This window comes from Haloarchaeobius amylolyticus (assembly GCF_026616195.1).
Classification (GTDB): domain Archaea; phylum Halobacteriota; class Halobacteria; order Halobacteriales; family Natrialbaceae; genus Haloarchaeobius; species Haloarchaeobius amylolyticus.
Genome location: NZ_JANHDH010000003.1, coordinates 95,299 through 113,371, shown reverse-complemented (window position 1 = coordinate 113,371; position 18,073 = coordinate 95,299). Strand labels below are relative to the sequence as shown.

Here is an 18,073-nt window from a genome sequence, read left to right as displayed (position 1 = left end):
CCGGGTTCGAGACCGTGACGACCACGACCCCGACGGCCGCAGCGTACGTCCGTCCACAGCCAGGCGAGGTCTCGCAGCTCACGGCGCTCGAGGCGGTGACGGAACTCCGGTTCGCACCGGGGTCGAACCCGTTCTGGCGGCTCGACCACTATCCGAACGGCGTGTTCCCGCCCGTCGAAGACAGCGTCGACCACATCGACTACGAGCAGGTGAAAGACGGGATGGCCGAACTGACGTCCCGGCACAGCGACCGGCTCCGATTCCACTCCATCGGAGAGAGTCCAGGGTTCTACAACGCGTTCGAAGGCGTCGACGACCCGAAGGACATCTTCGTCGCGGAGGTGACGAACAACATCGCCGACGAGCCCAGTTTCAGCGAGAAGGACAAGGTCGTATTCGTCCTCTCGATCCACGGAGACGAACGCTCGGGTGTCGAATCCGGGACGCGGTTCATCGAACGTCTTCTCGAAGGACAGGAACCGGCCGTCGAGTCGTTACTCGACGATCTCGTCCTCCTCTTCGTGTATGCGAACCCGGACGGCTGGGTCGCACAGAACCAGCAGTACGAGTTCTCGACGGACTACTGGGATGCCGATACCGAGAACTCGTTCAAGCGACAGACAGCGACGGACGTCGACCCGAACCGGCTCTACCCAACCGTCGGCTGGATTAACCCCTCCCACTACCCTGCCGAGCCCAACGGTCTGAACCTGGTCGACGACGAGCCAGGCGTCGATTCGGACGTCGTCTCGCGATACACGGAGGTCGCACCGGACGCCCTGGACATCGTCGAACACCTGCGAGGGTACGATAACCTAGCGTACGGGTCAGACCTGCACGGGATGTTCACGTCCCCCGACTTCATCGAGGGACTGCTCGTCAACGATCAGTACGACCACCAGGAGCTACACGACATCTACGAGATGAATCGGCGGTTGGACGAGCGGCTGGAATCGCTTCTCGGCGACCGTCTCGACGCGTCTCGCTCCAAGTTCGAGGACCTCAACGAGACCCTCACCGGAGACCGAGGTCCGGTCCCCGAGGAGGCGTACGCCTATGGGACCATTCTGGACACCATCGGCTACACGACGTCGGGGACCCTCATCAGCTGGATGAGTCACCCACCCGAACAGGGCGGACTGGGAGTAACCATGATGGCCCACGAGATGGGGTGGGACAACCGGGCGGAACCACGTATCGAATACAGACCGTGGCTCGTCGACCTCCAGGTCGATGGCTACAAGGAGGTCATCAGAGCTGTCAGTGAGCACGCTGTCCGGTCGGTCGACGCGACCATCGAGACCGGGAGCGAGAGTACGGCGTACGTCGAGACAGACGCGGTCCAGCGGACGTCGGCCGCCCTCGACTTCGACCACGTGACGGACCGGGTCACGTCGAGGCAGACGGTCACAGTCGATCGCGGGCGGAACTCGACGACCCTCTCGGTCCCTGACGGAGCGAGTTCGATCTCGGTCTCCGTTCGCCTCAATCACGGATTCGCGAAGGCGACGTTGCGAAACCCGAGCGGGGAACGAGTGCGACACTTCAACCCCTTCGCGGGTCCTGGCAGAAGTACGTCGGAGAATGGTGTCGAATGGGTCCTCGAGGACCCACCTGCGGGGGAGTGGAACCTGACGCTCACCCCACTGAAGGAGACGACTTCCGCCACGGCGACGGTCAGCTCGACAGCACTGCTCTCGGATGCTGACGGATCGGTGTCGGCGCCGAACCCCGTGGAAGCGCTCGGCTACCAGCAGCGCTCGTACTCTGTCTCGCCACTCGCGTATTTCGAGGACTACGAAGCGTTCGTGACGGATGGGGTTCACAGTGGGCAAGGCGGTAACGGAAATGGTGGGGGGCGCCCTCCAGTCGGTGCCCCGGGAACGCTCGAAGGAGTCGGAATCGACGCGGTGCGTGACGGAGCGTTGCTCCGTGGGCAGCAGCCTGCCGTCGACAACCTCGTCCTGACTCACGCGCACGGTGCCGACCAGTCGTATCTCGAGAAGTTGGCAGCCTACGTCGACGCTGGTGGCACACTCGTAGTCACGGACAGAGCAGTAGAGTTGCTCGGCGACCTCGATGCGGAAGCGACCGCCGACATCAGCCCCCAAGACATCCATACGTTCCAGTTATTCAGCGGGTTCCTCGGGGAGAAAGATCTCGACCACCCACTGATGGACGGTGTCCGTCCCATCCAGGCGGAACTGTGGAAGCCGGCACCGATGGGCTATCCGATATCGTTCCGGGGAGCAACGCCGTTCACGGGTATCGACCCAGAGGCATTCGCTGCGGCCGGTGGTACCGCCGCCGGTATCGCTTACGAGAACCCCTTCAACTTCTTCGGTGAGCGGACCCCGTGGGTCGGTGCAGGGACGCTGTCCGCCGACAACGGGGGGACGGTCCAGCTGGTCGGGGCGTTACTCCCACCCGGGAAGCAGACGAGCCTGCACCCGTTCGGTCTTCGGGAGTACACGGTGTCGTTCCTCGGCCATACCGTTCTGACGAATGCACTCGGATTCGTCCAGAAGCGATACGTGAACGGGGACCTCGTGAAGACGTTCGGCGACTGAGACAACCCCCGGTCCCCTCTGGGGCCGGTTACGACCGCATTTTCTTCTGGGAGTCAGGTCACCTCTTCCGGGCTGCCTCTTCGACAGCAGCAGGCGCGTAGATCACACCAGCGCCGATGTCCGCATCGCCTTTCCCGTCGCTGAACCGGGCAGTGTTCTCGATGATGCTCTGGACCTGCTTCGCGCTCAGGTCGGGGTTGACCTCACGGATGAGCGCGACCAGTCCGGCCACCTGTGGGGCAGCCATCGAGGTGCCCGCGTACCAGTCGAATGCTCTACCGTCGTTCAGGTCCGGTGGGACCGTCGAGAGCACGAGATTGGTCGGGAACGGCCACTCGGTGTCGCCTGCAAGTGTCTTCTCCAGCGTCTCGTACCCGCCACCGGGCGCCCCGACATCGATGTCGCTGGTGCCATAGTTCGAGTAGAACACGCGCTTGTTGTTCGGTCCGGTCGCAGAGACACTGATAGAGCCCGGGACGCTGTTCGGGAGCGTGTAGTAGCCCTCGTGTTGCAGGTCTGTGCTGGCGTTGCCGGCACTGGTCGTGACGACGGTCCCGCGCTGGACAGCCGACTGGATGACTCGCTGGTAGGCGACGTGTTCACCGTACTGGTGGGCCGAGCCCTTGATGACACCGCCGCCGAGGCTCATGTTGGCGGCGTCCACGCCGGTCTCGCCAGCGTAGTCGATAGCGCTCAGGATGTCGAAGTCGGTGGTCCAGAGCGTGGTGACCGTGACGGATTCGGCCTCGCCGTCGTCGTCCACATCGTAGGGGTAGCCCTCGTACTCCTTCCAGTAGAACACGCGCAGTGGGACTACTTCGGCGTCGGGGGCCATGCCCGCGATACCGAAGTCCTCGGGGGCTGACTCCATATCGTCGTGCTTCGCCGTCGCGATACCGGCACAGTGACTGCCGTGTGAGTCCACGTCGTCAGCAGCCGCCTGTTCACGGGTTGCTGGTGAGCCGAGATACACATACGGGACAATCTCCTCGTCGGTCGGTGGGAGTCGTGCCTCGATGGTCGTGTTACCAGCAACCGTGGGGGAATCATCCGGGCTCGACGCCCCGTCGGCCCGGAAGAGCCTCCCTCTCTCGACGGCGTTTCGGAGGTCGGGATGGAACGTATCGATTCCAGTATCGATGATGGCGACGCTTCGGCCGGCGCCGGTTGCCGTTCCATGGGCCTCGAAGGCGCCCGTCGTGCTCTCGAACTTGTCCCACTGGTAGTCTGCAAGTTGCTCGTCGGTAGACTCTGCTGTCGATTGCTCTGCTGGGCCGACCGGTCGATACCCGAGGTTCTCGCGGACGTCGACCACGCCGTTGATACGTTTCAGGCTGTCTGCGTCTGTCGCAGCGACGAGCAGGACCTCTCCATCGGCGATCGACGCGAGCACCTCTGCACCGGTCCGCTCGAGTCGCTTTCGTACACTTCGTCCACGGGCTGTTACGACGTACTGGTTCCTGCCGTTGGATGCACTCGCCACACCCATCGTGGTTAGTGCGGTCGCACCGACCGCCACCGATTTCAGGAATCCCCGTCTGCTATGATTTGGCATACCAGTAACCAATGCTCGGCCGTAAGACATATATTTGATGGTAAGTATTGCGAGTTTCCGCTTCTGAGAGATAGTGGGCGCGTATCCGTATCCGTGCTCCCGAAGACGAAACGATCTGGGGTACACTTATTGAACGCGGCATGAGATTCGCTAGCATGAGTGATGCCCGTTTGACACCCGACGTCGAATTGAACGGAATCTCTCCGGACGAGGCGTTCGCTGTCCTCGGCAACAAAACTCGGCTCGACATCATCCGCGTACTCTGGCACGCAGACGCTGCCCACAAGTACGACGAGGTGTCGGACGTGGCTGAGACGCTCTCGTTCACCGATCTGCGCCGAGAGGCCGACATCGACGACAACGGACGTTTTAATTACCACCTCTCCAGACTCGTTCCCCACTTTGTCCGGCAAACCGACGACGGGTACCGGTTGAGCGGGGCCGGCAAGCAGATAGCTAGAACGGTCATCGCGATATCGGGAACCGACGACCTCGATTTCTCCGCCGACCTGGAACAGCCGTGCCCGCTCTGTGACGCACCAATGACAGTTTCCTACGAGGATCAGTGGCTTCGGGTCAGGTGCACCGAATGTGCCGGACAGTTCGGCGAGGAAACTCCCTATGGGTCGGTCTTCCTATCGAACTATCCGGCGGCCGCATTGACCGACCGAACCGCCGACGAAGCGCTCACCATCGGTTTCTACCGATGTATGTTGGACAACGCTTACTTTATGAAGGGTATCTGCCGGGAATGTGGTGGCTCGATCTCCGCTTCCGTCTCGGTCTGTTCCGATCACGAGTCTCATGCGGGGGACTCGTGCGCCCGGTGTGGAACCCGTTCCCCAGTCTGGGCGACACAGCGGTGCGAGACGTGTGGGTTCGCAAAGCGACTCCCGGTCGAGGTGTTCGCGTTGGGGCTAACCCCCGCGATTAGCTTTCTCAACGAGCAAGGGATCGACGTCCTCGCTCCCTCCATGGATGAAATCGTCGACCTCCTCGACAACGGTGTCGAGACTGCCGTCTCAGAGGACCCGTTTCGGGTCACTATCACCATCCGGGGAGATGCGAGAGCCCTGGAGGTCTCGTTAGACGACGAGATGGATCTCGTGGGACTCAACCGGGACGCTTCAGAGTGATATTTCCGTCGAGTCCGGTCTCGCACGTGAACGGAATTTCACTAAGCCAGACTAGTGAAGTATCATTCTCCCAATAACTAATACTCCCTGCAACGTACCTTGAATCGGCCATGACGGGACTGAAAACGATCCATCTGGACGACTTGGAGCTGATCGAGATAGGACAGGAGGGGACAGACATGGACGTCAGCGCGAGCTTCCCGTTCTCGTCAGCGTTCCCAGCATCGACCGGCGTCGAACTCGAAGGGGGCCACACTGTCGTCTACTTCGAACTCGAACCTGGGAAGGAACTGGGGACACACGAGGATAGTCCCGAGGAGATCGTCGTCTGTCTCACCGGTGAAGGAATCGAGGCCTGGGCCGGGGATGCCGAGGGAACGATCGGTGCCGGCGATTTGCTGGTGATCCCGCCGATGGCTCCCCACGGGTTCCGAAACACCGGTGACGAGACGGCACGATGCTTGGGGTTCTTCTCGGATAGTACCGTCGTCGGGGAGTTCGAGGAGGTGGTCCAACCGATCGGTAGCCGAATCGTCAAGGCCTGACCCATGACGCCGACCGATTCAGAAACCGGGTAGAAGGCGAACCCAGCGAATCGAACAACTACCAGAGACACGATCTTGGACAATGACAAACGAGACAGCGGATACACTCGAACAGTCGACTAGACGATCGATCTTCCGACGCCGTTCAGTGCTGAGAGCGGCCGGCGTTTGCGCGACGCTGCCGTTCCTCGGGAACGTAGCAACGGCACGGGCGGAGTCCACAGCCGGCCACCAGGCATACCAGAACGATGCGCGGCCACCGGTTGTTCACCCCCATTTCGGCTACTCGGGGACGAGTGACGACGACGTTCCGAACCGCCTGACGCCGGACGAAACGGTCGAACTCCACGTCGAGGAATCGAAAATCGACGACTCGAACCTCCCCGAACTCACCGTCGAGTTCGGCGCATTCCACTTCAATCCCGTAGGCTTACACGTCGATCCGGGAACGATAGTGAAGTTCGACTTCCACACCCCCGAACATACGGTCACGGCGTACCACCCCGGTCAAGAGCGCCAACAGCGCGTGCCGGAAGGCGTCCCGGCGTTCTCCTCGCCGGTCATCGAACATCACGGCTTCTGGCTGTATCGCTTCGAAGAGGAGGGGGTGTACGACCTCCTCTGTACCCCCCACGAGTGGGGCGGGATGGGTATGCGAATCGTCGTCGGCGACAATCCCGGCGATGTCGTCAGGGAGCCGGGACGGCCCCCGCTCCCGATGACGACTGCACTCCTCGGGAACGGTCTTCCGCCCGACGATCCAGCACTCGGACCACCGAAGATGGCCCCGGATACAATCGTCGACCGAGGTTCTGTCACCATAGATGACCTAGCCATCGAACTCGAGGTGACACTAACCGCGCCGACCCCGGCCTGAACGGATGCATCGTCCATCTCGTGATTACGACAGACGCAACCGGCGAAGGACAACCCATGGCAACTACTGAACGTACCGTCGAAATCGCCGAAGGGGTCTATCGGTGCGGAAGCCAGCGCCTCAACTGGTACCTTATCGAAGAGAACGACGAACTAACCGTCGTCGACACCGGCTTTCCAACTCACTGGGAAGGGTTGATCGGTCAGCTCGATACGTTGGGCTACGACCTCGCCGATATCGAAGCGTGTCTGCTGACCCACGCCCACCCGGACCACATCGGATTCGCTGCACAACTCCGTGAACGGGCGGATCTGCCAGTCTGGCTCCACCCCGGAGACAGAGAGCGAGCACAGGCGGGCGGACAACCACCGCTCGGTGGGTTCGTCAAGAACCTCTGGCGCCCGGCCGTGTTGCGGTATCTCATCGAAGTCCTCCAATCTGACGGGACATCGATTCCTCCCGTGAGGATGACCGAACCGCTTGAGGAGGGGAGTGACCCCGATGTCCCCGGCCAGCCCCAGGTGATTCACCTCCCCGGTCACACCGACGGCGAGGTCGCGTTCTATCTCCCAGACCGCGAGGTATTGCTCTGTGGCGACGCCCTAGCCACCGTCGATTTCGAGACTTGGCGGGGGAATTCCCCACAATTGCTCCCACCCTGGCTGAACGTCGATGATGACCGAGCACGGGAGTCTCTCGCGCGTCTCGAATCACTTGGGGAAGTCGTCCTGCTGCCGGGCCACGGTGATCCCTGGACCGGCGATCTGGCCGATGCAATCCGTGGCGAATAGATTCTCTCTATTCAGCACGGCACATCTGACAGGGTTGATTCAGAACACTGAGTGAAACAATAGACCGAGAACTCTGAATCAACCGAAGCAGCCGATCTCTAGTAGGCTATCGTTCGATGCCCGATTCGCGCGCTGTATGCAGCACGGCCGCTGGGACCTAGTTTGGGAATTGAGGCGCTCCCAGCACGAGCATCGGGCGACCTTTCTCCGAGAGTGGATCGCTCGCCCAGACGATATCGCCACGCTCCAGGTCTTCGAACGCTGTCACTGTACTCGATCCATCTCGTCGGTCTGGAGCTCCTCGAGATCTTCCTCGCCGTACTGTTCGTCTGCCGTCTCGTGGTGTCGGTGGAGTCGATAGGCAGCGCGAAGCCGTTCCTCGTCGTCCGTGATGGCCCAGTACGGGCGCTTATGTCGCACGAGCCCGCGGTCCTTCAGTCGCGAGAGAATCGCACTGACAGCGTCTGTCTCAAGGCTGAGTCGCTCGGCGATCGTCGCCGCCTTCCACGCACGGTCGTCGTGGTCGTCAAGGAACAGTACGATTCGCTCGGTGTCGTTCCGCTCCTCGAATTCGTCCGGGTCGGCGTTCTCGAATTCTTCGATATCGATGGCACCACTCGACATAAACTAGTGTTGGGACTGTTGGAACATAGCTATTTGGTATGTTTGCTCTGTTGGGTAGGCGAACTCCCGTACCAGAGATGCGGGATGGAACGAGGACGTCCTCGCGGAAGCCCGGAAGACGTGGTACAAGAGAGGTTACGACGTCGTCGACCCCACCGGCCCTCTCTGGGTTCCTCGTAAGACTTCGTCGCGACCAGTTCCTGGAACGTCGTATTCTCGGCTGTGTCTTCGAGGTGCTCGCGAATCGCCTCGATGAGGAGGTCCGTCCGGTCCCTGTGGAAGAGGTCCGCAATCGCGTCCAGTCGAGTTCAGTCGTGGGTCACTGACACCGTCAGGTCGACCGCTTTGAGCCGTCGGGCGTTGATGGCGACGATGATCGTCGAGAGAGACATGAACACCGCACCGATCGCTGGTGACAGGAGGATGCCGACCGGAGCGAGTATTCCCGCCGCGAGCGGGAGTGCAAACACGTTGTAGCCGGTCGCCCAGACGAGGTTCTCCTGCATCTTCCGGTAGCTCGCCTTCGACAGTCGAACGAGCCGTACCACGTCCAGCGGGTTGTTATCGACGAGGATGATATCACCCGACTCGATGGCGACATCGGTCCCGGAGCCGATGGCGATGCCGACGTCAGCCCTCGTGAGTGCCGGGGCGTCGTTGACGCCGTCACCGACCATTGCGACGAGTTTCCCCTCGGATTGAAGCTGTGCGACCGTGGTATCTTTCTCCTCGGGCAGTACCTCAGCGAAGTACTGGTCGATGCCGAGTTCCTCGGAGACCGCGCGTGCGACGTCCTTGGAGTCACCCGTCAGCATCGCCACCTCGATACCCATCCCATGCAGGGCCTCGATGGCCTGGCGGCTTTCCTCGCGGATTACGTCCGCCAGCGCGAACGCCGCCACCACCTCGGATTCGTTCCGAATGAGGTAGATAACCGTCTGTGCGTTCGAGCCTGCTTCCGCCGCGAAGGTGGCGATATCGTCGGGTCGGTCGATGCCGAGCTTCTCGAGCAGGTTGGGCCCGCCCAGATGAACCGTCTCACCATCGACGGTCGCCCTGACACCGAGCCCGCGAAGGTTCTCGAAGTTCGAGACGCTGGCTCGCTGGACGCCCCGCTCCTCGGCGGCATTCCGGATGGCGCGAGCGATCATGTGTTCGGAGTCACCTTCAACGCCTGCCGCGACCTCGAACGCGCGCTGTTCGTCCCAGTCGCCCGCCGTCTCGACGCCGACGACGCCCTGCTCGCCCTTCGTGAGTGTGCCGGTCTTGTCGAACATCACCGTATCGAGGTTCCGGGCTTCCTCCATGGCGATGCGGTCGCGGATGAGCATCCCGTTCTGGGCAGCGGTGGAGGTGTTGATCGCGACCACGAGCGGCACGGCCAGACCAAGTGCGTGTGGACACGCGATGACGAGAACGGTCACGACCCGTTCGAGCACACCGATATTGAACCCTTGCGCGACGACCCACGCGACAGCCGTGATAGCCGCGACAGTGAGTGCCACGTAGAACAGCCAGCCAGCGGCCCGGTCGGCGAGCAACTGCGTTCTGGACTTCGACTGCTGGGCCTCGTCGACGAGTCGCATGATGCCCGCGAGGGTCGTTTCGTCGCCGGTCTTCGTCACGCGAACGCGGAGGCTGCCGTCCTGGTTGACAGTGCCAGCAACGACTTCGGACCCGGGTTCCTTGTCGACCGGGCGGGACTCGCCCGTGATCATCGATTCGTCGACCGATGATTCTCCTTCGACGACCTCTCCGTCAGCAGGCACGCTCGCACCCGGACGAACGAGTAAGACATCGCCCCCACCAAGGTCGGAGACCGGTACCTCCTCGGTATCCCCGGTCTCGGTGATGCGCTCGGCGGTGTCGGGCATGAGCTTCGCCAGTTCGTCGAGCGCGCCCGACGCCTGCCGGACCGAGCGCATCTCCATCCAGTGGCCGAGCAACATGATGTCGATGAGCGTGACGAGTTCCCAGAAGAACGGTGTCGTCCCCTCGAGGAACAGGCTCGCGATCGAGTAGACGAACGCGACGGTGATGGCCAGCGAGATGAGCATCATCATCCCTGGTTCGCGGTTCTTCAGCTCGGCCCGGGCCATCGAGAGGAAGGGAACACCACCGTAGGCGAAGATGATCACCGAGAGGACGGGCGTGATCAAGACGCTGCCAGGGAAGGTCGGCGCAGCATACCCGACGGTGGTCTGGATGAACTCACTGAAGTAGATGACCGGCAGCGAGAGGACGAGTGAGACCCAGAACCGCCGCCGGAACATCGCCTCGTGGCCCGAGTGGTCGGTGTGGGCCGTGTGACCGTCGTGTCCTTCCGCCTGGGCTTCGTGTTCCTCTCGAGGGACGTGCTGGTCGTGTAGGTGCTCAGCGTGGTCGTGTCCGGCCTCGGCTTCGTGCCTGTGGTGGTCGTGTGCGGGTGAGTCGGTCTGTTGTGTCGCGGAGGAGGGTACTGTCGCTCGCTTCCCGGCTTGTGCTTCTAACTGGCAGAGGCGGCAGCAGGTGACAGTGCCTTCTTGGCGCGTGTCTGCCGGTGAACCCTGGGAATGGTCGTCGTCTGGATGGTTTCTCATAGTATTCGTGTTGGTGCCATTCCCCCTTGTCTTGTCCGGCCCCTGATACGGTACGGGGCGGTCGGAGGGGACCGGGCTCGGTGAGAACGGCAGGTGGGTAGGGGGCCGTCGAGTGGATGGAGTCGCACATGGGTGTCTCGACCGAGGAGATGGGTCGCGGCATGGCTGACGGCACCCACGGACCCTGGATGGGTGGACAGGGCCGCGGCTGCTAACCCGCTCTGTCGACCGTCCGCTCACTCCGACTGGCGCACGCAGAAGAACCGTCGTCACACCGTGGTGAACACGTCGACAGTACCATCCTTGAGCACCGAGTAGATTTTCCACTGCTCCGTCTGTTCACCAGGCATGCCGGGCGAACCACTCGGCATTCCCGGTAACGCGATTCCTGCAACCGCTGGCCTGTCGGCGAGCAGGCGCTCGACGACCTCGTAAGGGACGTGTCCTTCGACGAAGTAGTCGCCCCAGTCGACGGTGTGACAACTCAGCAGGTTCTCCGGAATCCCGTATCTGGCCTTGATATCGCTCAAGTCCGCTTTGTCGACCATTTCAACCGGTGAGTCGAGTTCGCCCCTGAGGTAGTCGGCGTACTCATGACAGCAGGAACACGTCGGACTCCGGTACAACGTGACTGCGTTCGCTTTCGGTGAGACGGGCGAGGGAGGAGAGTCGTCCGAACGTTCCTGTCCTAGACACCCGGCAAGAAGGCCTGTGGCCACGAAACCAGCTGTTCTGAGTATCGTTCGTCGGCTGTTGGCTGGGAGATCAGATTGGGCGGACATATAGCTCTCCAGTGAAGAGACGTCATACTGGGTATTGTCAGTTACGTGGGTGTGGATGCGTTCGATCGGGCGAATCGTTGGACCGAAATCCCACGGGAATGCGACGACTGGGCACGGCTAGCATCGTCGAACACGATCAGACGGACCCTCTGTCGGATTGCTCCCGCGGCTGATACATGGGTTCCCCGTCCATCTGCGTGCGTACTCCAGTCCCGAATGCGATATGCACCTCTCTGGTGGGGGTCTCGAATAGAAACACCTCGAGAGAGCAAGACGACGCGAGCTTACGCGGGCGAGCCGGGGGCGGTTGGGTTTCGGTCGTCGTCAGGGTCGCCGCGATTGAGGATTGCCTCTCGAATCCGGTCGAATGCCGATTTGTCGGCACTGAGATCTGGGGTCCACATGCCTACTACATATGTTATAAATTGACACACTTGTGGTTGGTGGATGGAACGAACCATCCGAGAGTGTCAGGCCGCAAGCTCGTATCGCGCGAAGTTGGTCCCGTCACAGGCCGGGCAGGGAACGCCCTCGTGCTCGATGGGTGTGCCACAGTTACGGCATTCGACGATCTCCTCGCTGGAAGGCCCGGTGACCAGTCGCGTGAGCAGTTCGAACATCGGTCACCACCTCCAGGGACGGCCGCGATGGTTGCTCGCCAGTTCGCCAGTCGACACTACCTGGGCCGCTGTCTGTGAGAGTGTCATGGTGACCCCCTGTGTGTCGTGTGTCTCTGTCGGCTGTCGGCTGGCCGAGTGGACAGCGGCAGGGACTGTGCACGCGACGACTGGAACGGGTTGCTGACTGGAATCATGGCTGGGTGACTCGTTTGGAACCGGTAGTGGCGCTGTGTGTCCCGCGCGAACGTGGCACGGGAACACCGGTAGACGGACAACACGACCGATGACCTGCGATCCAGACATCGCCCACCCCAGGGATGCAGGCGCATCGTGTGCTGTCGTGGCTCCTTGGGAGAAAACATGTTGCGTCAGACGGAAATAGGCAGGTGATTTTTTTGCAAGCCCACATATCGGGTGGGACTTGCAGTGGACTGTCGACGGTGCTTCGAGTGGCGCGAGGACTGATCTGGACCGTACCGAAAGCGTCCCGAGTCCGAAAAGCGGGTCACCACCGGTCTGAGACCGGTCTGAGGAGGCTATGACGAGACCCGCCCTTCGGCCGCTACAGGACGGTTTCCTGAGAGACGAGAACGGTTAGCAATACCCTACCGGCGACAGTGGACGACCACGCTAGCTAACACTGCACGATCGCATCCTCGTATTGCGCGACTGCGTCGAGCACCGCTTGCCGATCGTCTTCGTCGACATCGAACTCGACCATCGTCTCTTCGAGGAGCTCGGCGATGACCTCGAAGTGTTCCTGATGGATGTCGAGATGATCGTGTGCTTCGTCCATCTCTTCGCCGGAATATGTGACGGGACCACCCGCAACCGAACTCAGGAACTGGGTCTGGTGTGCACGCTGCTGTTGCATATCGGTGTCCTCGAAGAAGTGTGCGACACGGTCGTCGGCGAGGACGCGGTCGTAGAAGGAGTCCACGACCGCCGAGATGCCCTCTTCTCCACCGAGTTGCTCGTAGAGTGTCGACATTCACCCGAAACGCAAGCAGGGAAACTGAAAGCCGGACGGCGGATTCCTGTCCAGCCGGAATCGGAGAAAGGTTGATTATGTCCTCGACGTGGGGGCATCCTCGAGTACGCGGCCCTCCGCAACGTGAGTTCGCGAACCGGGAAGGAATCGGTCGGGTTCAGTATACGTCTTCGAGGAACTCCCGGATCGCCTCGTTTACCGGGTCGGGGTTCTCCACGTTCGAGGAGTGGCCCGCCGCTGGAATGAGTTCGCGCCGGGCATCGAGCTGTTCCACCAGCGCGTCCGAGCGGTCAGGGGCGAGTGCGACGTCCTCCTCCCCGTGGACCACGAGAGCCGGCACGTCGATGTCGGCGAGTTCGTCGGTGAAGTCCGGGCGCTCGAGCCAGGAGTCGACCTCCTGATAGACCGCCTCGCCGGGGTAGGTGAGCCAGCGGTCGACCCACGTCTCGACGAGGGCGGGGTTCTCCATGAGCGTCGTCTCCCCGAAGAGGATGTGTTTGACCACGTCGGCGAGGTCGGCAGAGAGTTCCTCGGCCTCTCGAGCGGACTCAATCATCGATCGGTACTGCTGGATCTCGTCGTCGCTGTGTGTGCCTGCCGTCAAGTCGATGAGGACCAGACCATCGACGCGGTCGGGGTAGCGCTCGGCGAACCGTAATGCCATGAATCCGCCCATCGACATGCCGCCGAGGACACAGGAGTCGATGTCCAGGGCGTCCATGAGGGCGGCGCAGTCGTCGGCCAGGTCGTACAGGTCGTACGAGTCGGCATAGCGGTCCGTCCGGGCCCGGGTATCGTACGCGACGACGCGATACTGGTCAGAGAGCGCCTCGACCTGCGGGTCGAACATCGTGCGGTCCATGAGGGTGCCGTGACAGAGCACCAGCGGTGGGCCGTCACCACGGTCGGTCGCGACGGTTCGGGGCCGAGTGCGGTACCGCTGGACGGAGCGGTCGTCATCGGATGCCATGCCGGGCGTTCTCCAGCGGGCACTAAATAAGGCCTCCCTGAGAGGGGGCGCCAAATGAGTCGCTCCCGACAGCATCCAGGGTGTCATCCTGACTGGGACCACCGAGGCTGCAACACACCGCCACGGAAAACAGGCTTTTCTGGCCCCGTAAGTGCCAATAATCCAACTACCACCAGTGGTAATTCCACAAGTATGAAGTGTGTGATGGGGGGACCTATGAGTGTGGGTATCAATGCCTGACGGCAACGTATCTACGATACTCTATGCGGACCAGCGACAGGACCAGTCGCGACGAGTCCGTGCCTTCCTCGAATCCGAGTTCGGGGCGGAGCGCGTCTCGACGACGTCCGTCGCGGGGCTTCAGGACCGGGTCGGTGACCAGGTCGCGTGCGTCGTCTTCGATGGGCTCGACGCATTCGACCAGCCGACCGAGGCGGTCATCGACACTCTCGTGAGTAGCCAGCCCGGCATCGAGACGGTGTTGCTGGCACCGGACCTCTCCGCAGCAGAGATCCAGACCGCGTACGACGCCGGCATCGACGAGATCGTTCCCTACACCGGACCGGAGACGCTTCCGATCCTCTCGCATCACGTCTCCAGGATCCTCGAGAGCGGCGATGCCGACACACTCGACGAGCCACCCGGGAGACACCTCCGGGAACTCATCGAAGCATCGGACGACGCCGTGGTGACTATCGACGAGGCGAACGAGATCCGCTACGCCACCAGCGGCATCGAGGACCTCTTCGGGTACACGCCGGAGGCCGTCGTGGGCGAGTCCCTGACCGACCTGATGAGCGACCAGGTCGCCGCGCGCCACCGGGAGAGCTTCCAGCGGTACCTCGAGACGGGCACGCGGACGCTGGAGTGGACCGACGTCGAGCTGGTCGGCGAGCACAGGGACGGCCACGAGGTGCCCATCAGCGTGTCCTTCTCGGAGTCCACCGTCGACGGCGAGCGCGTCTTCAGTGGCATCATCAGGGACATCAGCGAGCGACACACGCTCAGACAGGAGCGCGAACTGTTCCACGACACGAGCCAGCGTATCCTCCAGGCCGAGGACTTCGAGTCGGGCCTCGAGGTCGCCCTCGAGAGCGTCGGCGAGTCGATGAACTGGACCTACGGGGAGGTGTGGGTCCCTGCCGAGGACGGCGACCAGCTGGCGTGTCTCCCCGAGCAGTACGTCGCGACCGAGGATGCAGCCGCCTTCGCCGAGACGGCCGAATCGCACACGTTCGAGAAAGGCGCTGGCCTGCCGGGCCGCGTCTGGGAGACAGGGGAGCCGGAGTGGATCGCAGACGTGACCGACGACACGGCCGGTTTCGGGCGGTCGAAGGAAGCGAATGCGGCCGGCTTGCACGCTGCACTCGGCGTCCCCATCACCGCCGGTGAGGAGGTCGTCGCCGTCCTCGTCTTCTTACTGCCCGAGGCGCGGGCGATGAACGAGCGCATGGTCGAGGCGACCGCGGCGGTCGCGACCGACCTCGGCCTACTGATGCAACGCCTCCGCATCGAGACCGACCTCAGGGAGCAGGAGGCTCTGACCAGCCGCATCCTCGATACGAACCCCGCGGGCATCCTCATCGTCGACGACGACGGCGAGTTCACGTACGCCAACGAGCGCGCCCGCGAAACCCTCGGCATCCCCGAGGGCGAGCGCGCCACCTACGAGGCGGTCGACATAGACCTGCGCGGCAGCCAGAACACGAACGTCGCCGAAGACGTCCACCCATACACCGCCGTCATCGAACACGAGGAGACCATCGAGGGCGAGTTCCGGTTCGACGTCGACGGGGAGACGCACTGGTTCTTCGCCTGTGGTGCGCCCCTGGCAGACGAGGCTGGCGATACGATGGCGGCCATCTTCTCGTTCCAGGACATCACCCAGCGCAAGGCTCGCGAGCAACAGCTCGCGCGCCACGACGCCGTGATGCAGACGGTCAGCGACGGCATCTACGCGCTCGACGAGGACGGCCGGTTCCTCGCGGTCAACGACGCCTACACCGACCTCATCGGGTACGAGCGCGGGGAACTCGTCGGTGAACCGGCAGACCGGTTCGTGGACTCGCGGACCAGTGCGAAGGCCGAACGCCTCCAGCAGCACCTGGCGAAGAACGACCACGAGACCGAGACCCTCGAGACCACGCTCACGACCGCAGACGGCGACGTGGTCCCCATCGAGGTCAGTCTCTCGCTGTTCCCGCGAGAGGACGGACACGGTCGCGTCGGCGTGGTCAGGGACATCTCCGGCCGGAAGCGCCGCGAGGAGCGCCTGGCGCTGCTGAACGAGGTCGCCCAGACGCTGACCCGGGTCGAGACGCCGAAGGCCGTCGCCGACACCGTCGTCGGCGCCGCCCGCGAGACGCTCGACCTCCCGGTGACGAGTGTCCAGCTCTACGACGACGACGGCGGTCACCTGACGACGGTCGCACAGACGGACTCCGTCACCGACCTCGTCGGCGACGGCCCCCTCTTCTCGGGCACACAGGGGATTCCGTGGCAGGTGTACGCCGAACAGGAGGGTCGCGTGTACGACCACCTCAGCGACGCCCCCGAGGTTGCCAGTGACGAGACCACCCTCGAGAGTGCCATCGTCCTGCCCATCGGGACACACGGCGTCCTCGTCACCGGGTCGACCGACCCCGACGCCTTCACCAGCACCGAGGTGACGCTGGCGAACATCCTGGCCTCGAACACGCTGGCCGCACTCGAACGCGTCGACCGCGAGCAGGAACTCCGTCGCCAGCGCGACCGGCTCGAGGAGCGCAACGACGCCCTTGCGCGAATCGAGCGCATCAACCGCCTCATCCGGGACATCACGCAGTCACTCGTCAACGCGGAGTCCCGCGAGGAGATCGAGCAGACGGTCTGTGAGAAACTGACCGACGGCGGCCCCTACACCTTCAGCTGGATGGCCGAGCGAGAGACGGTCCAGGGTGCGTCGGTCTCCCCACGGGCAGCAGCCGGCGAGGGTGACGGCTACCTCGACGCCATCACCATCTCCATCGACGGCGAGACACCCGAGTCGGACGGCCCGACCGGCCGCGCGTTCCTCACCCACGAGCCACAGGTCCAGAACAACCTGCACACTGACCCGCCGTTCGAGCCCTGGCGGACCGACGCCCTCCAGCGCGATTTCCGGGCGAGCATCGCCGTCCCCATCACGTACGGTCAGACGCTCTACGGCGTGTTGAACATCTACGCCGACGAGACCGGCGTGTTCGACGACATGGAGGTCGCCGTGCTCAAAGAACTCGGGGAGATGGTCGGCTACGCCATCAACGCGATGGAACGAAAGAAGATGCTCGTGAGCGACGCCGCCATCGCACTCGAGTTCGAACTCGACGACCCGGACGTGCCGGCCATCCGCTTCGCCCGGTCGAACGACAGCATCTTCGAGTTCGACGAACTCGTCCAGCAGGCCGACGGCACCTACCGCGTGTTCTTCAGCATCTCGAACGCCGACCCCGAGGACGTCTACGCGTTCAGCGAGCACACCACGTCGGTCAGGGACGTCTCCTTCCTCGCCGAGCGCGACGGGGCCGCCCGCTTCGAGGCGACCGTCACCGACTCCGGGTTCCTCGGGACGCTCATCTCACACGGCGCCTACCCGAAGGAGATGTCCGCGACGCCCGACTCGGGGCGACTCACGGTCGAACTGCCGCGAAGCGGCGACATCCAGTCGTTCATCCAGATGTTCCTCGACACGTTCGAGGACGCGGAGATGATCTCGCGGAAGGAGCGCGAGCGCCCCGTCCAGTCCCGCGAGGAGTTCCAGGCCGTCTACCGGGAACGCCTGACCGAGCGCCAGGAGGAGGTGCTCCGGACCGCGTACTTCAGCGGCTTCTTCGAGTGGCCGCGCGAGCATACCGGTCAGGACATCGCGGACATGCTCGACGTCTCCCAGCCGACGGTGAACCGGCACATCAGGAACAGCGAGCGAAAACTCCTCGACCTCGTCTTCGACGATTCCGAGACGGGGGGTTAACTGTATAACCCCCTCGCTGGCGCCAGCGATATACACATATCGGAA

General features: G+C 62.9%; 13 protein-coding genes and 1 pseudogene. 6 read left to right on the top strand and 8 right to left on the bottom strand.

Translation table 11 applies throughout. The annotated features are described in order from the left end of the window. The first annotated feature begins 221 nt into the window (after positions 1-221). The gene (locus NOV86_RS18345; protein ID WP_303647880.1) at positions 222-2,570 is read left to right on the top strand and encodes a M14 family zinc carboxypeptidase; all 2,349 of its coding nucleotides are present in this window, start codon (positions 222-224) and stop codon (positions 2,568-2,570) included. A gap of 58 nt (positions 2,571-2,628) precedes the next feature. On the opposite strand, the gene NOV86_RS18340 is transcribed toward NOV86_RS18345, so the two are convergent. Then, the gene (locus NOV86_RS18340) at positions 2,629-3,963 is read right to left on the bottom strand and encodes a S8 family peptidase (RefSeq protein ID WP_267643221.1); all 1,335 of its coding nucleotides are present in this window, start codon (positions 3,961-3,963) and stop codon (positions 2,629-2,631) included. 317 nt (positions 3,964-4,280) lie between these two features. Here NOV86_RS18340 and NOV86_RS18335 point away from each other — a divergent pair, with 317 nt between their 5' ends. From NOV86_RS18335 to NOV86_RS18320, 4 genes are all read left to right on the top strand, one after another. Next, positions 4,281-5,261, top strand: a complete 981-nt coding sequence (locus NOV86_RS18335; RefSeq protein WP_267643220.1) for a DUF7351 domain-containing protein — start codon at positions 4,281-4,283, stop codon at positions 5,259-5,261. A gap of 110 nt (positions 5,262-5,371) precedes the next feature. Continuing rightward, positions 5,372-5,806: a cupin domain-containing protein gene (locus tag NOV86_RS18330; RefSeq protein ID WP_267643219.1), complete on the top strand. Its 435-nt coding sequence runs from the start codon at positions 5,372-5,374 to the stop codon at positions 5,804-5,806. A gap of 82 nt (positions 5,807-5,888) precedes the next feature. After that, on the top strand, positions 5,889-6,683 hold the full coding sequence (locus NOV86_RS18325) for a cupredoxin domain-containing protein (RefSeq protein WP_267643218.1): 795 nt from the start codon (positions 5,889-5,891) through the stop codon (positions 6,681-6,683). A gap of 56 nt (positions 6,684-6,739) precedes the next feature. Then, positions 6,740-7,474, top strand: a complete 735-nt coding sequence (locus NOV86_RS18320; protein WP_267643217.1) for an MBL fold metallo-hydrolase — start codon at positions 6,740-6,742, stop codon at positions 7,472-7,474. A gap of 160 nt (positions 7,475-7,634) precedes the next feature. Here the strand turns inward: NOV86_RS18320 and NOV86_RS23265 are convergent. The 7 genes and pseudogenes from NOV86_RS23265 to NOV86_RS18290 all read right to left on the bottom strand — a co-directional run. Next, a pseudogene (locus NOV86_RS23265) lies at positions 7,635-7,742 on the bottom strand (PemK-like protein); the annotation flags it as partial. Then, positions 7,739-8,098, bottom strand: a complete 360-nt coding sequence (locus NOV86_RS18315; protein WP_267643216.1) for a MarR family transcriptional regulator — start codon at positions 8,096-8,098, stop codon at positions 7,739-7,741. The gene NOV86_RS18315 and the pseudogene NOV86_RS23265, both read right to left, overlap by 4 nt. Before the next feature lie 308 nt (positions 8,099-8,406). Then, complete coding sequence (locus NOV86_RS18310) at positions 8,407-10,371, bottom strand: copper-translocating P-type ATPase (RefSeq protein ID WP_267643215.1); 1,965 nt, start codon at positions 10,369-10,371, stop codon at positions 8,407-8,409. A gap of 575 nt (positions 10,372-10,946) precedes the next feature. Next, positions 10,947-11,459 carry a DUF411 domain-containing protein gene (locus NOV86_RS18305; protein ID WP_267643214.1) on the bottom strand — a complete coding sequence of 171 codons (513 nt, stop codon included), beginning with the start codon at positions 11,457-11,459 and terminating at the stop codon, positions 10,947-10,949. Positions 11,460-11,929: 470 nt separating this feature from the next. Continuing rightward, a complete protein-coding gene (locus NOV86_RS18300) occupies positions 11,930-12,079 on the bottom strand; it encodes a hypothetical protein (RefSeq protein WP_267643213.1) in 150 nt (49 codons plus the stop codon). Positions 12,080-12,713: 634 nt separating this feature from the next. Then, positions 12,714-13,070 (bottom strand): group I truncated hemoglobin, encoded by a 357-nt coding sequence (locus tag NOV86_RS18295; RefSeq protein WP_267643212.1) that lies wholly within the window; start codon positions 13,068-13,070, stop codon positions 12,714-12,716. Positions 13,071-13,227: 157 nt separating this feature from the next. Continuing rightward, positions 13,228-14,040, bottom strand: coding sequence for an alpha/beta fold hydrolase (locus tag NOV86_RS18290; RefSeq protein ID WP_267643211.1), 813 nt, complete (start codon positions 14,038-14,040; stop codon positions 13,228-13,230). Positions 14,041-14,272: 232 nt separating this feature from the next. Here NOV86_RS18290 and NOV86_RS18285 point away from each other — a divergent pair, with 232 nt between their 5' ends. Further along, positions 14,273-18,028, top strand: coding sequence for a PAS domain S-box protein (locus NOV86_RS18285; RefSeq protein ID WP_267643210.1), 3,756 nt, complete (start codon positions 14,273-14,275; stop codon positions 18,026-18,028). Positions 18,029-18,073 lie beyond the last annotated feature (45 nt).